At 33.7% G+C, this 13,216-nt stretch carries 13 protein-coding genes; 2 read left to right on the top strand and 11 right to left on the bottom strand.

The features are described from left to right. Positions 1 to 43 precede the first annotated feature (43 nt). Together K5Q13_RS04735 and K5Q13_RS04730 are read left to right on the top strand one after the other, a co-directional pair. The gene (locus K5Q13_RS04735) at positions 44 to 1,675 is read left to right on the top strand and encodes a leucine-rich repeat protein (RefSeq protein WP_220740474.1); all 1,632 of its coding nucleotides are present in this window, start codon (positions 44 to 46) and stop codon (positions 1,673 to 1,675) included. Between the two features lie 338 nt (positions 1,676 to 2,013). After that, positions 2,014 to 2,493: a helix-turn-helix domain-containing protein gene (locus K5Q13_RS04730; protein ID WP_220740472.1), complete on the top strand. Its 480-nt coding sequence runs from the start codon at positions 2,014 to 2,016 to the stop codon at positions 2,491 to 2,493. 468 nt (positions 2,494 to 2,961) lie between these two features. Here K5Q13_RS04730 and K5Q13_RS04725 read toward each other — a convergent pair whose 3' ends face one another. The 11 genes from K5Q13_RS04725 to K5Q13_RS04675 all read right to left on the bottom strand — a co-directional run bounded on the left by K5Q13_RS04725 (position 2,962) and on the right by K5Q13_RS04675 (position 13,191). Further along, positions 2,962 to 3,699 (bottom strand): ABC transporter permease, encoded by a 738-nt coding sequence (locus K5Q13_RS04725; RefSeq protein ID WP_220740470.1) that lies wholly within the window; start codon positions 3,697 to 3,699, stop codon positions 2,962 to 2,964. Positions 3,700 to 3,702: 3 nt separating this feature from the next. After that, entirely contained in the window at positions 3,703 to 4,440 is a 738-nt protein-coding gene (locus K5Q13_RS04720; protein WP_220740468.1) for an ABC transporter permease, read from the bottom strand. After that, positions 4,433 to 5,386 (bottom strand): ABC transporter ATP-binding protein, encoded by a 954-nt coding sequence (locus K5Q13_RS04715; protein ID WP_220740466.1) that lies wholly within the window; start codon positions 5,384 to 5,386, stop codon positions 4,433 to 4,435. The genes K5Q13_RS04720 and K5Q13_RS04715 overlap by 8 nt, the downstream gene beginning before the upstream one ends. Before the next feature lie 993 nt (positions 5,387 to 6,379). Next, positions 6,380 to 6,970: a helix-turn-helix transcriptional regulator gene (locus K5Q13_RS04710; protein WP_220740464.1), complete on the bottom strand. Its 591-nt coding sequence runs from the start codon at positions 6,968 to 6,970 to the stop codon at positions 6,380 to 6,382. 254 nt (positions 6,971 to 7,224) lie between these two features. Then, on the bottom strand, positions 7,225 to 7,899 hold the full coding sequence (gene rpiA, locus K5Q13_RS04705; RefSeq protein WP_220740462.1) for a ribose-5-phosphate isomerase RpiA: 675 nt from the start codon (positions 7,897 to 7,899) through the stop codon (positions 7,225 to 7,227). Then, positions 7,896 to 8,846: a ribokinase gene (gene rbsK, locus K5Q13_RS04700; protein WP_220740460.1), complete on the bottom strand. Its 951-nt coding sequence runs from the start codon at positions 8,844 to 8,846 to the stop codon at positions 7,896 to 7,898. The genes rpiA and rbsK overlap by 4 nt, the downstream gene beginning before the upstream one ends. A gap of 29 nt (positions 8,847 to 8,875) precedes the next feature. Then, the gene (locus K5Q13_RS04695; RefSeq protein ID WP_220740458.1) at positions 8,876 to 9,832 is read right to left on the bottom strand and encodes a D-ribose ABC transporter substrate-binding protein; all 957 of its coding nucleotides are present in this window, start codon (positions 9,830 to 9,832) and stop codon (positions 8,876 to 8,878) included. 18 nt (positions 9,833 to 9,850) lie between these two features. Next, on the bottom strand, positions 9,851 to 10,837 hold the full coding sequence (locus K5Q13_RS04690) for an ABC transporter permease subunit (RefSeq protein ID WP_220740456.1): 987 nt from the start codon (positions 10,835 to 10,837) through the stop codon (positions 9,851 to 9,853). Continuing rightward, the gene (locus K5Q13_RS04685) at positions 10,830 to 12,323 is read right to left on the bottom strand and encodes a sugar ABC transporter ATP-binding protein (RefSeq protein WP_220740454.1); all 1,494 of its coding nucleotides are present in this window, start codon (positions 12,321 to 12,323) and stop codon (positions 10,830 to 10,832) included. Before K5Q13_RS04685 ends, K5Q13_RS04690 begins: the two co-directional genes overlap by 8 nt. 21 nt (positions 12,324 to 12,344) lie before the next feature. Further along, complete coding sequence (rbsD, locus tag K5Q13_RS04680; protein ID WP_220740452.1) at positions 12,345 to 12,743, bottom strand: D-ribose pyranase; 399 nt, start codon at positions 12,741 to 12,743, stop codon at positions 12,345 to 12,347. A 256-nt stretch (positions 12,744 to 12,999) separates the two neighbouring features. Beyond that, on the bottom strand, positions 13,000 to 13,191 hold the full coding sequence (locus K5Q13_RS04675; RefSeq protein WP_220740450.1) for a hypothetical protein: 192 nt from the start codon (positions 13,189 to 13,191) through the stop codon (positions 13,000 to 13,002). Positions 13,192 to 13,216: the final 25 nt, after the last annotated feature.

Below are 13,216 nucleotides of genomic sequence, written 5' to 3'. Positions count from 1 at the left end.
CATTGATATATGCGATTTCAATTTTAATCAAGGGGGCTGGAAAATGATTTATAGCAATAGAGCAATATATGATCACAATAAATTATACAAACATGTTTTGGGAAAGAAAGTTTTTCTGATTAACATATTATTTATTCTAACTTGTATCGTTAGCGATACATTAATCCATAGGGTAACAATTAATGCAGATACTGTACCGCAAACAGCATTAAAAATACAAAATAATGTTTTATACGGATTTTCGGACGGTAAATCTCGGCACATAGGTGCCAATGTCGTGATTCCAAGTAATGTAACGAGTATTGCTAATACGGCATTTTATAATCAAGGAATCAGCAGTGTCGATTTCAGTTCAGCAACTCACTTGAAATCTATCGGTGATTTTGCATTCGCTAAAAATTTGCTAACCTCGGTTCAGTATCCTAAACTTGATGACAACAATTTAGGCTGGTATATTTTTTATGACAATACCATTTCTTCTTTGACTTTTGCAAATGGTGTGACACATATTAATGACGGTGCTTTCGCAAATAACCCAACACTGCAGACTGTAACATTTCCAAAAACAATAACATCCCTCGGTGATTGGGTGTTTGCTGGAGATAATTTACATAACGTTAATCTGACAACGATTCAAAACACAAATAGCTTAAGCGTAGGTTCTGGTGCTTTCTATGGTAATCAATCATCGCAAGTATCCGTTTTACCAAATAATTTGTTAGACAGTAGTGGGCATCAACCTATTCGTTGGTACGGTTATGAAGCATTTGGTGGCAATACTGGTCAAGCAGCTACTATCGCTAAGCAATACGCATTAAAGCATCAAAATTATAGCGCTGGAACGCCTGGCAAGATAGACAATACAAATAGCTTTACCTATGACAACAACGATCATACAGTAATTACTGGTGTAAAATCTGGTACGACAACCCTTGGTAAAACCATCGTTATACCATCTTATGTCACTAAAATTGCTGATAATGCTTTTAAATCATTAGGTATTGTTGGTGTTGATTTTTCCAAGGCTACAAACTTAAAAACAATTGGCAACTTTGCCTTTTATGATAACCAGATTTCAAATAAACTCACTTTACCAAATAGCCTAAATAATAATATTTCAGGAATAGGTTGGTATGCTTTTGCCTCAAATAATATCACCAACATTAGCTTACCTAATAACAACTTGAGCGCATTAAATGATTTTGTTTTTGCCGATAATAAACTAACAGGTATTTCACTACCCAACACACTACAAACAATCGGTGACGGTACATTTATTGATAACCAAATCACAGATGTCACTTTACCAGCTAATATCCAACGCGTTGGTTCTGGCGCTTTTGCTGGTAATTCGTTTAATAATAGCCGTGCACAAAAGTTGACAGCGATGGTTACGAGCACAAGTTCAGAGAAAAATATCTCAGCCATTTTGTATCCTTTTGGTATAACTAATTCACAAAAAACCAGTCAGTTGAAGAACCAATTCGTTGAAATGAGTAATGGCAAATGGCAATATTTTGGTAATAATGGGCTGCCAGTAACTGGTCTACAAGTCATTGATGGGCACACTTATTACTTTAATCCAGATGGTACACAAGTTAAGGGTGGTTCCGTGAAGTTAAAAGATGGTCGTATACACTACTTTGATGCGAACAGTGGCTATATGTTAAATTAAACAGTAAAAAATTACTATGCCCGTTAATGAATAACTCATATGCAGATATAGGTTATAAAATCTAAAAGCACACTGTCTGAAAATTTTCAAACAGTGTGCTTTTAATGTGATCGTTTTATAAAATTTACGCCACTGGTGACAAATAATTAATAGAACAGTTTTTATGATACTTCTAAACCTCCCAATACAGCTCACCCTACTGTCTTACGGTAAACTGACTGTATGAATTTAGGTTATATCAAGTCAATTTTAGTTAATATGATAGCTTTTAATGCTAGCAAATAATATTTGCTTTACTTATTCAATTAGGATTGAAATAATACGTTTAGGAGAAAACTATGAATTTTGGACAAAAACTAAAAGTTGCTCGTTTGGGCATGAATCTAACACAACAAAAAATTGCTGATGATTTTTTTATCACTAGACAAACAATATCTAGTTGGGAAAATGGTAATAGCTATCCCGACATTATGACCTTAATTAAATTAAGTGATTATTTTAAATTTTCCATAGATGAAATATTGCGAGAAGACAAGCAAATGCGCTTATTTTTGGAAAAACAAACAGTTAAAAAGAATTTAAAGCCCATCTATCGGAACATATTAGTGATTGTTAATATTTTGTTGGTAGTAGACTTACTAGACTTATTCAATGTTATTAAGCTTGGATGGATTGGTTGGGTCATTTGGATTGTCTTCTTGCTAAATGTCCGCGTGTTGTTTATGTTAAACAAATTTGATGCGTCTAATACTATGGATTTTAAATATACTTGGCCAAAGAAGATAAAAAACCTTCTTGCATTTATAATCATTAAGTAACTTAGAGAGCTACCTAGTTTTTCATAATGTATTTTCACGCTTACCTCATGAAGAAATATAATTAAAATGCGAAAAAATGAAGAAACCCGATAACTTTCTGGACATTTATTCTGATGCTTGCTTTCGGTGTTGAACCAATTAATACCATTTGGGGTACTGGGAGGAAAGAAAAATTCTTGTTTTAATTTAATGTCGCTTAAGCAAATTTTCAATATCGTTGCTCATGGTCTTGTGAGTACCCATAACTAAAAAGACAATGTTAATTTACCCATTTAAATTAATATTGTTTTTTTAGTCCCTTAGTGCTTATCTACCAATCAAAAATATTATGTCTTATCAATAACCACTCACAAGTTCTTTTAACACAAATGCATCCTTCAAAACAGAATCATGTTTCTCAACTCAAAAATTAAAATCTAACTTTTTGAAAGTAAAGTTAATACTGTTCTTGTGATTTGACCCAAAGTATTATGAGTAATCGGTGTTATTTAAACCTTGTGCCACCAGTATCCAGATGATTATTGAACATAACAATACTATGAATACAGTTATATAACTTGTATTTCCATGATAAATTAATGACCCATTATTATAATTAACAATTTTTAAAAAAGCGGTCACTGGATAAAAGTCTTGTAGATTTTGCCCAGCTACAAAGACACCAATGAAACCATAGACAAAGGCAACGACAACGTTTAAATAGGACGATGCTTGACGAATAAACAATATTATAATTGGTAAAACAGCTATAAAAACACCGAAACTAGTACCAAGTAACTGAACCATTACACTAAAAGAACTATACAATGGTTCGCTCCGGTGTGGTAAAAATAGAAATAGCAAGTATGTTAAGAAGGCATTTGACAAAGCAAACGCCAAGTTGATTAAGCATAAGATAATTAGCTTACTAGCATATAATTGACTAACAGAAACTGCGCAAGTTAAGTTATTCTTGAGTGCTCCTGAAATATTTTCAAGATTAATTAAATAATTACTAAAAATAACAATCATTGCAGGTAAAACTAAACTAAAAGTATCCCATATGACAATATTCATAAAATCAGTGTAGTTATAAACTGATTGCTCATTACCACTATATAATTGAAACACCGCAAGTAAATCAGTGAAGATGAGAGATATAAAAAATACGAATAAAACGTCACATCTCTTAAGTTTTCGAAATTCATTGATAATTAATGTTCCCACTTTCTACTCTGCCTCACTTTCGAATAGTTTTACCGTTACGAAATAGGATAAAATCCCAACAATACATAAAATTCCGATACAAGAGGTAGTGGAGAAAAAAAGTCGAGTGATACTTGGCGACATCGTTCCAGATGAAATATGCGGTAGCGACCACTTAAAAACCACAGAAAGTGGTAACGGAAATCGGTTATATTGTAGTGAGATTACGAAACTCAAGACAGTGTATGCCAAGCTCACGACAAACGACATAAGATAGTTGTTTTTGATTTTCAAAACCACTATAAGCAATGGTAAAGCCGCTACTGTTACCATAATACCAATGATCAACCCCAGACACACTGTTGAAACAAGTTGTTCAATATTGATATTTCCACGTACTATGCCCAGTACGATTGGTAATATTAAAGAGACAATTGAAAAAAGTAAGCCGATTATTAGCGCTATTACAATTTTTGCCAACAGCAGACGTTTCTTAGAAATGGGAATTGTTAAAATGTTTTTTAAGGTATTATTATCTCGTTCTTCAAAGATTAGCGTTGCCAGTATTAGGCCCATAAAAATGGGCATTAATAAGTAAAATCCAAAAATAAAAACGAACATTTTTAATTTATCAAATGACATATTAGCATGTAATGCCAATATGGAAAGAGGGACTGGAAATAAAAAAGCAGCTAGAACAGTATATTTTAAAATACTATTACGTTTTAATTTTTTAAATTCACAAGATACGAGACTAATCATTATGGCTACCCTCATTAGTAATAGATTTAAAATAATTTTCGAGCGTTCCTTCTTCTAAATAAGCCATTTGAATATCAATATCATTATTAATAAATGTTTTAATAACTTCGGCAGAGTTGGTAATGGCGTGTCCAATAGATAAAGTTTGCTCATCAACAATTGTCACATCTCTCAACTTAAATTGTTGCTCTAAAATCTTTGCAGCACGGGCTATGCTAGCACTATTTGAGGCTTTAAAAATAAACGAATTACTGTTTTGCTCAATTAATTCTTTCAATGAAGACTCAATTAGCAAAGCGCCATTATCAATAATACCAATATCATTAGCAACAAGTTGAATTTCAGATAAAATATGGCTAGATATTAAAATAGTAGTGCCATGATTCTGACTTAAATCTATTAGTAATTTACGGATATCCACGATACCTTCTGGGTCTAATCCATTAATTGGTTCATCTAGGATTAGAAGTTCTGGTGAATTCATAGTTGCATTAGCAATTGCTAGCCGTTGTTTCATACCTAAAGAATACTCTGAAAACAGTTTTTTGTCTTTGTAAGGTAATTTTAATTTCTTTAATGAATCTTCAATCGTACCTTCTGGTAACTTTCGTAACCTTGCAAATATTCGCAAATTCTCAGTTCCAGTTAAGTTAGGATAAAATCCCGGCGATTCAATTGTGTTTCCTACTCTAGCCAAAACCGTTTTTAAATCACTATTTGAAATACGCGACATATCTTTCCCAAACAGTGAATATATACCAGAACTAGGTTTAATCAAACCTAAAATCATCTTCATGGTAGTACTTTTACCAGCACCATTTTTACCTAGTAGTCCATAAATTTGACCCTTTTTTAAATGGATACTTAGATTGTTAACACTAATTTGTGTCCCGTATTTTTTTGTTAAGTGATCTGTTGTTAGAACGTACTCACTATTTAAATCCATTAACTCTTTTCCCTTTCGGTCTATTTTTTATCAACAAAATTTCTATAATATAAACCTTTTTTAGCCGTTAATTCTTAATAAATGCCTTCCTCAACGATTGATCCATGATTTAATACCTCTGAAACATCACCCGACGATTCTTCTGCTAATTACATTAGGTTCTTTTTCATATCTGTAACTTCGAAAAATATTTTGATTAGGGCTGCTTCAAACCATAAATTCCCCTCCTGTTTGTGAACAATTTCATCTTATCTCTAAATAAAATTTTGTCAAGTCGGCATTTAATTTTATTTTCAGTATGAGTTAGTTAACTTAATATCAAAAGTTGGTGAGCTTTCACCGTTAAGTGAGATCACCGGGTTATTTAACCGGTCGATCAATGTAAGTCAAATTTAAATTCTATAAATCAATGACTAGTGTTATATTTTTGCATTAAAGGCTTGCTATGCTAATGATTACAAAAAAATTTGATGTATCATAATTAAGATAAAGTTTGTAAATTAATACTTTTTAATATTGGCACATGTTATTTTATATTACTCATTTTTTCATTAATACGTCTTGACTACTTATCAATTTGCGGTATTCTATAATTATTAAATATTTAATTTTCTGGAGTACCTATGACTATTGGTGATCAAATTAAAAAAATACGTACAGCTCACACTTTAACACAACAAGAGTTTTCTTAAGAAATTTATATTTCTTACCAATCATTATCAAATTGGGAACGTACATGGGTGCACCTCCAAAAAATAATTAATTGAAACAGTCACTGGCAGCCATCACCACTTAATATTCTATACGCGACATCTAGTGGCAAAAATCCGTGCGACCTATGTTTCATCACCTATTTTAGAATAAATCAAAAATAGGTGATGATAATCTCCGTCGAGAATGATCTTCACCTTATATGTTAATAAGTTTTATTTTATCCGAATCATCAAGTTCACTTCACTTAATAGTCATATCAATTTTTAAAATTCACAAATTTTATGACATAAAAATTTTTGCTAGCCATATAGAAATGAAACAAATACCAACAAACACTATTAAAAAAATGGATACAATAGCAAATTTTTCAAAAAAGTTAGATGTTTTATTTCTATACTTTCTTAATTCATCAACTGATTCACCTTGAATATACGCTAATATTTCTGAATAAGTGATTAGATCAGATGATTTTTTTAATTTTTCTACTCTGCTACTAAAGTATAGCGCAGGAATAAGTAATAAAAATGGTATACACATCAGAACTAAATTATCAGACAGGATTATTGGTCCCATTGATACTGCAGTTAACAAAAACGAAAAAACCATAATCCAAGAATATAGATTTAATTTCCTATTGCTACCATCATTCTGTATCTCATTTTTCATAATCTGTAAGTCTCCCTTAACTAGTTCATCTAAGGAAGTATCAAATATTGAACTAAGTAACAAAAGACTTTGAATATCTGGATAGCTTTTATCAGTTTCCCAATTTGAAATTGTTTGTCTTGAGACAAACGTTTTTTCTGCGAGTTGTTCCTGAGAATAGTCCAACACATTGCGATATTTTTTTATTTGTTTACCTAGTTTCATTTAATATCTTCCCTTTGATTATTTCTAGTTTAAGTTTATTAGACGATTATGTCTGCCAAAGATGTTTATAATGCTGGTATTTATCATTGTCAAACAATTTTGACAACATAATTAGATGACTAAAACCTAACTTTAACATACATGTCAGCAAAAAAAATATAAATTACTACAAAAAATAAATTGTCCCTTGAAAGTTGTTTGAGCTTTCAAGGGACAATTTATTAGTATCTCGTTTTATTCTAGTAGCCAGAAAGTCAGCGTCTGGTGTTAATTTTAATTTGTTCACCACCAACTATCACGACATCAGCAATATTTAAGAATAGACCATGTTCTACAACACCAACTTGTCTTTCCAAATAATCAGCTAATTCTTGTGGATTATCAATATAGTTTAGATGTAAATCAACGATATGGTGTCCTGTATCAGTGACAATCGGGTTATTATAATTATCAACTCTTAAAACAGGCTGATATCCCTTGTCTTCAAACTTTTGAAAAAGTTTGCCACTGCCATAAGGAATAATTTCAACTGGTAAAGGAAAGGTTCCTAACACGCTGTGTACTTTGCTCTCGTCAACAATCCATATGTTGGTATTGGAGTTTTTGGCTACAATTTTTTCCATTAAAAGTGCAGCACCACCGCCTTTTATGCCATTCATATAAGAGTCTACTTCATCGGCACCGTCCACTGTGACATCAATATGATCAACAGTGTCAATATCAACGACTCTGATACCTAGTGCGCGGCATTTTTTTGAAGTATCCTTAGATGTTGTCACGCCAATAATGTCCATTTTTTTGTCGGACAAGGCATCTAACAGATACGCTACTGTGGATCCTGTTCCTAAACCGACAACCATGCCATCTTTAATATAGTCAAGCGCAGCAAACGCAGCTTTTTGTTTAAAATTTTCTTGTGTTATCGTCATAATACCCCCGCACTGATGTTGCGTTGTGCCAACTGTTCCACTATATCTTCTCTGTAGGGTATTGATGCAATCGCCCCTTCTCTACTAACAGCAATTGAGCTAGCTATTCTACTTCGCAACAAAACATCCTCGAGATTTGAAAAATCTGTGTGTATCTCTGATATGATAGTACCAATAAATGTGTCTCCTGCAGCAGTCGTGTCTAATGTATTGACTTTGAAAATTGGTAGTCGTTCACTTTTATTCAAAACATTATAGTAAACACCTTTATCTCCTAATGTAATAATGACATTGTTCAACCCTTGTGCTTTCAAGTCTTGATAAATTGTGTGCTCGATAATCGATAAATCAGTCGTGGGTTTTTCATTTGTCAGTGAAGCAGCTTCAGTTTCGTTTGGAATAACAAGATCGGTATATCTGATTAACGTTTTATCTAAACTTTGCCTAACTGGTGCAGGATTTAAAATAGTCATCACGCCGGCTTGCTTAGCAATTTTAAAAGCTTCGGTAACGGTCTCACTTGGCACTTCCAACTGTGCAACAACGACATCTGCTTCTTGAATTGACTGCTTAGCTTTTTGAATATCAGCGATGTTAAGGCACATATTAGCACCACCATTCACTAAAATCGTATTATGTCCATTTTCTTCCAATAAAATAACTGCTGAACCTGTACTTTTATTTTTTGAAACAATATAATCAGTATTAATATTTTCTTGACGCAATAATTTTTTAAACGCGACACCATTTTCGTCATTACCTACCGCACCAATAAAGGTAACATCCGCTCCTTGTCTAGCAGCAGCTACAGCTTGGTTTGCACCTTTTCCGCCAAAACTATTTTCCTGCTCCCTGACCAACATGGTCTCTCCTTGAACTGGTAAGCGCCCCACTTTGGTAATCAAATCTATGTTCAAACTTCCAATCACAACAATCTTATTCATCATTTAAAACCTTTCATAATCACTTTCAATGGTTATTTATATTTATCCGCAACAATCAATTCTAAAGGTGATTTAATCTGACTTGATACCTTTTCACCTTTGAAATGTTTGTAAGCAGCTTGAACTGCCAGTTTTCCCATTTCTTTTGGTTTTTGGGCCACAGTTGCAGCCATTTGTCGCTTTTCAACCGCATTAATACCGTCAGCTGATCCATCAAAACCAACAATAACGACATCTGGATTTGACTTCAATGCTTGAACCGCTCCTAATGCCATTTCATCATTTTGAGAAAATAATCCCTTGATATCAGGATGAGCTTGGGCAATATTTTCTGCCGTATTTAAACCTGCAGTGCGATCAAAATTTGCTGTCTGCTTGGTTACAATGTCTAAGTGTCCTTTTGCCGTATTATCAAAACCAGCACCACGCTCACGTGTAGCTGAAGCGCCTGGCGTTCCTTGTAATTCAGCAATTTTTGCCCCCTGACCAAGTGTCTTAATCATAAAGTCAGCAGCCATCTTACCACCTTCTTTTGAATCAGAAGCCACTAAACTCAGTACTTTACCACCATCAGATGAACGATCAATGGTGATGACTGGAATGCCAGCCTCATTAGCTGACTTGACTTCTGGGGTAATAGCTGAAGAGTCAACTGGATTAATAATTAAAACATCTACCTTCTTTTGAATTAAATCTTCAACATCATTGCTTTGCTTATTAGTGCTGTTTTGACCATCATAAACTTGAACTTTTGAACCAGACTGTTTTGCTGTTTCAGTAACACCTTGCCTGATAGAAATGAAGAAAGGATTATTCAAAGTAGATAATGACACACCAATTTTTAACTCACTTGGTTTTTTATGTTGCAACACCGTATTAGTTTGAAATGGATTGCTAATTGAAAATACAGCTCGACCAGAAACAACGAACACAATAGCATAAATCAATACCAAAGCGCCAACGGCAATACTCAATATTTTTTTTGTCATGATATTTTAGCTCCTCACTTAAACTTTCTTTCGACGATCTATCAAAACAGCAATGATAATCACAATACCCTTGACAATTTGCTGATAGAAACTAGAAATACCAATTAAGTTCATACCATTATTCAATGTGCCAATAATCAATGCACCAATCAGTGTGCCAAATATGCGGCCACGGCCACCAGCCAGCGATGTGCCACCCAGAACAACAGCAGCAATGGCGTCCATTTCAAATCCTGTTCCTGCATCAGGTTGCGCAGAACTTAAACGTGAAATTAGAATCATACCAGCAGCTGAACTCATAATGCCAGAAATAACGTAAATCCATGTTTTTGTAAGATTAACTTTAATTCCTGAAACAAATGCAGCTTTTTCGTTGCCACCCAAAGCGTATGTCTTACGACCAAAGGTCATTTTGTGCAAAAGCATATAAAGGATTAAAAATGAAATCAACATAATAATTACTGGCACTGGTATTCCGAAAAAGTAACCACGTCCAATAAATTGGAAAATGAAACTGTCATTCATGACTTTGCTTGTAATTGGATTGCCATCGGTGAACACATAAGTTGCGCCACGGAAAATTGTCATTGTGGCCAAAGAGGCGATAAATGGCGCAGCCCCACCTTTTGTAATTAGCAAACCATTCAAGCCACCTAACAAACCACCAAATATAATACCAATTAACATTGCAATAAGTGTTGGTACACCGCTGGTGATCATCATCGCTGACAGCGCAGATGTCAAAGCCAAAATGGCACCGACTGACAAATCTATACCACCCGTTAAGATAACAAAAGTCATACCAAACGCTATCAAGCCATTAATTGAGACTTGCCTCAAAAGATTGAGTAAGTTATTTGGATCAAGAAAACTAGGATTCATCACTGTTGTAATTAAGGCTAAAACTATTAACGCCAGAACTGGCCCTAAGCCCGACAATTTTTGTAATACTTTTTTGTCTTTCACTTCTTTTACCACTTTTTGTTCACGATCAGTATTAGTCATTCATCTTTCCTCCAGTTGCAAGTGTCATAATATCAGACTCTGTCACATGATGACTATTATCAACAATAGCCATCATCTGTCCTTCATACATGACGGCAATACGATCACTCATTGCCAAAATTTCCGGTAGATCACTAGAAACCATAATGATAGCTACACCACGATCAGTTAGTTCATTGATCAAATCATATATTTCTCGCTTTGCTCCGACATCAACGCCTCTAGTTGGTTCATCTAAAATTAAAATATTACTACCAGCACCAATCCATTTTGCTAAGACAACCTTTTGTTGATTTCCACCAGATAAACTACCTGCGTTAATATCAGTACCTTCTGTTTTTATAGTTAATCGTTTTACTAACAGGTTGACAAAATCATCCTTAACTTTTTCATCAATGAAATATTTCTTAACTAAATCCTTTAGACTCGGCATGATAATATTTTCAGAAACTGAAAAGTCCAAAATCAAACCTTCATCCTTTCGATTTTCAGTAACAAATCCAATACCATGCTGGATAGCATCCGACGGCGAAGTAATTTTAACTTTTTTGTCATTAATTAAAAGATCCCCAGCGTTTCTATGATCGACTCCAAAAATTGCTCGCATAACTTCTGTTCGTCCCGAACCCATTAAACCCGAAAATCCTAATATTTCACCTGCCTCAACAGTAAAATTAATGTCGTGAAATTTACCTTCGCTTTCAAAATGACTAACCGACAAAACTTTTTTGCCAGCATGTACATGTCGCTCTGGATAAAAGTCTCCAATATCTCTTCCCACCATGTTAGTGACAATTTTCTCAACACTATTATCAGATATTAAAGATTCATCGACTGTGTGGCCATCACGCATAATCGTAATCTTATCGGCAATTTTCATATTTTCCTCAACACGATGACTGATATAAATAAAACTGACCCCCTGTGCTTTTAAATTATTAACAGTGGTAAATAAAGAAGTAATTTCAGAATTAGTTAAGGCCGCTGTCGGCTCATCCATAATAATGACCTTGGCGTCAGACATCATTGCTTTGGAAATTTCAATCATTTGTTGCGCACCAATGCTTAAGTTTCCAATTATTTCATTTAAATCGTAATTAATATGCAAAGTTTTAAAAATTTTTAATGCTGCTGTACGCATTGTTTTTTCGTCTACAATACCCCATTTGTTTTTGACTTCATTATTTAAAAACATATTTTCTAAAACCGTCATTTCACCAAAATTGTTCATTTCTTGATGAATAAAACTAATGCCATGTTCTTCTGCGTCTTTAGGTCCATTGAAATGAACTTCTTGGTCGTCGACCAAAATTGTCCCCGAATCAGAGTTTATTAATCCAGTCAAAATATTCATTAATGTTGATTTACCAGCACCATTTTCACCCATTAAGGCGTGCACTTCCGCACTTCCTAAATGAAAATCTACGTCACGTAAAACGTGATTATTACCAAATGACTTAGAAATACCAATCATATCAATTTTCATCTTTTTCACTTTTCCTTTTCATCAAAACACAACACCACTTTCTAAAATAACATTGGCGTACGGTGTCATTTCGCCAGTTCTAATAAATGCTTTACTACTGTTTAAATTTTGTTTTAGTTGTTCATGCGAGATAAATTCTATGGCTACTTGGTCCGAAAATCTTTCCTGTATCTGGTGTAATATTTCTGGATTACCTGACTTAATTTCTTCTGCCAAATAAATTTTTTGAACTTCTAACTCAATTAGAATGCTGTCAATCACTTCTACAACATGTGGTAAACCGTTTTTGACACTCAAGTCAATCTTTTTTGTGTTAGCAGGAACGGGTGTACCAGCATCGCCAACTGCCAGCCAATCTTGATGCCCCATGTTAGCAATAACTGCCGAGACATCCGAATTCAATACGCCAATCTTTTTCATTTCTTCTCCTTTTTAGTAAAACGTTTTACTTTTTGTTCAAAAAAAGAAGCTAAACATTTTTACTGTGTAAGCGCTTTCTTTAATTACAATTTAACGCTTTATTTTATTATTGTCAAGTACTAACTTATTAAACCCTTTATGTACATGATAATTCAGGGTCACAATAGCATTAAAAATGTCGTCCCCATCTCAATATTAATAAATAAAAACGCCATAACTTGAACAGCGTAAACATCTGTTCAAGTTATGGCATTTTTTATTTTCTGTCAATTTTATCTAACTTTAAACTTTTACTGGTTACATAAATTGTCCCAGATAATATAATGAGTTTTACTATGATTGTCAATAGATTATTTTGAATAAAACTACCCCATGGGATAATAAATTCATTAACGATACCAGCAACTATTGCTGATATCACGATAATTGTTGTTTGCTTACCAGTCATAGTTTCTACACCCCATTTAATAAAC

It is taken from the genome of Leuconostoc miyukkimchii, from assembly GCF_019656055.1.
In the GTDB taxonomy this organism is placed as follows: domain Bacteria; phylum Bacillota; class Bacilli; order Lactobacillales; family Lactobacillaceae; genus Leuconostoc; species Leuconostoc miyukkimchii.
The sequence above is the reverse complement of the archived record's forward strand: the minus strand, read 5'-3'. Positions and strand labels throughout refer to the sequence as shown.

Bases quoted from the DNA above. Each gene is read 5' to 3' on its own strand.
- K5Q13_RS04735 (WP_220740474.1), top strand. From the start codon at position 44: ATGATTTATAGCAATAGAGCAATATATGATCACAATAAATTATACAAA.
- K5Q13_RS04730 (WP_220740472.1), top strand. From the start codon at position 2,014: ATGAATTTTGGACAAAAACTAAAAGTTGCTCGTTTGGGCATGAATCTA.
- K5Q13_RS04720 (WP_220740468.1), bottom strand. From the start codon at position 4,440: ATGATTAGTCTCGTATCTTGTGAATTTAAAAAATTAAAACGTAATAGT.
- K5Q13_RS04715 (WP_220740466.1), bottom strand. From the start codon at position 5,386: ATGGATTTAAATAGTGAGTACGTTCTAACAACAGATCACTTAACAAAA.
- K5Q13_RS04710 (WP_220740464.1), bottom strand. From the start codon at position 6,970: ATGAAACTAGGTAAACAAATAAAAAAATATCGCAATGTGTTGGACTAT.
- rpiA (WP_220740462.1), bottom strand. From the start codon at position 7,899: ATGACGATAACACAAGAAAATTTTAAACAAAAAGCTGCGTTTGCTGCG.
- rbsK (WP_220740460.1), bottom strand. From the start codon at position 8,846: ATGATGAATAAGATTGTTGTGATTGGAAGTTTGAACATAGATTTGATT.
- K5Q13_RS04695 (WP_220740458.1), bottom strand. From the start codon at position 9,832: ATGACAAAAAAAATATTGAGTATTGCCGTTGGCGCTTTGGTATTGATT.
- K5Q13_RS04690 (WP_220740456.1), bottom strand. From the start codon at position 10,837: ATGACTAATACTGATCGTGAACAAAAAGTGGTAAAAGAAGTGAAAGAC.
- K5Q13_RS04685 (WP_220740454.1), bottom strand. From the start codon at position 12,323: ATGAAAATTGATATGATTGGTATTTCTAAGTCATTTGGTAATAATCAC.
- rbsD (WP_220740452.1), bottom strand. From the start codon at position 12,743: ATGAAAAAGATTGGCGTATTGAATTCGGATGTCTCGGCAGTTATTGCT.
- K5Q13_RS04675 (WP_220740450.1), bottom strand. From the start codon at position 13,191: ATGACTGGTAAGCAAACAACAATTATCGTGATATCAGCAATAGTTGCT.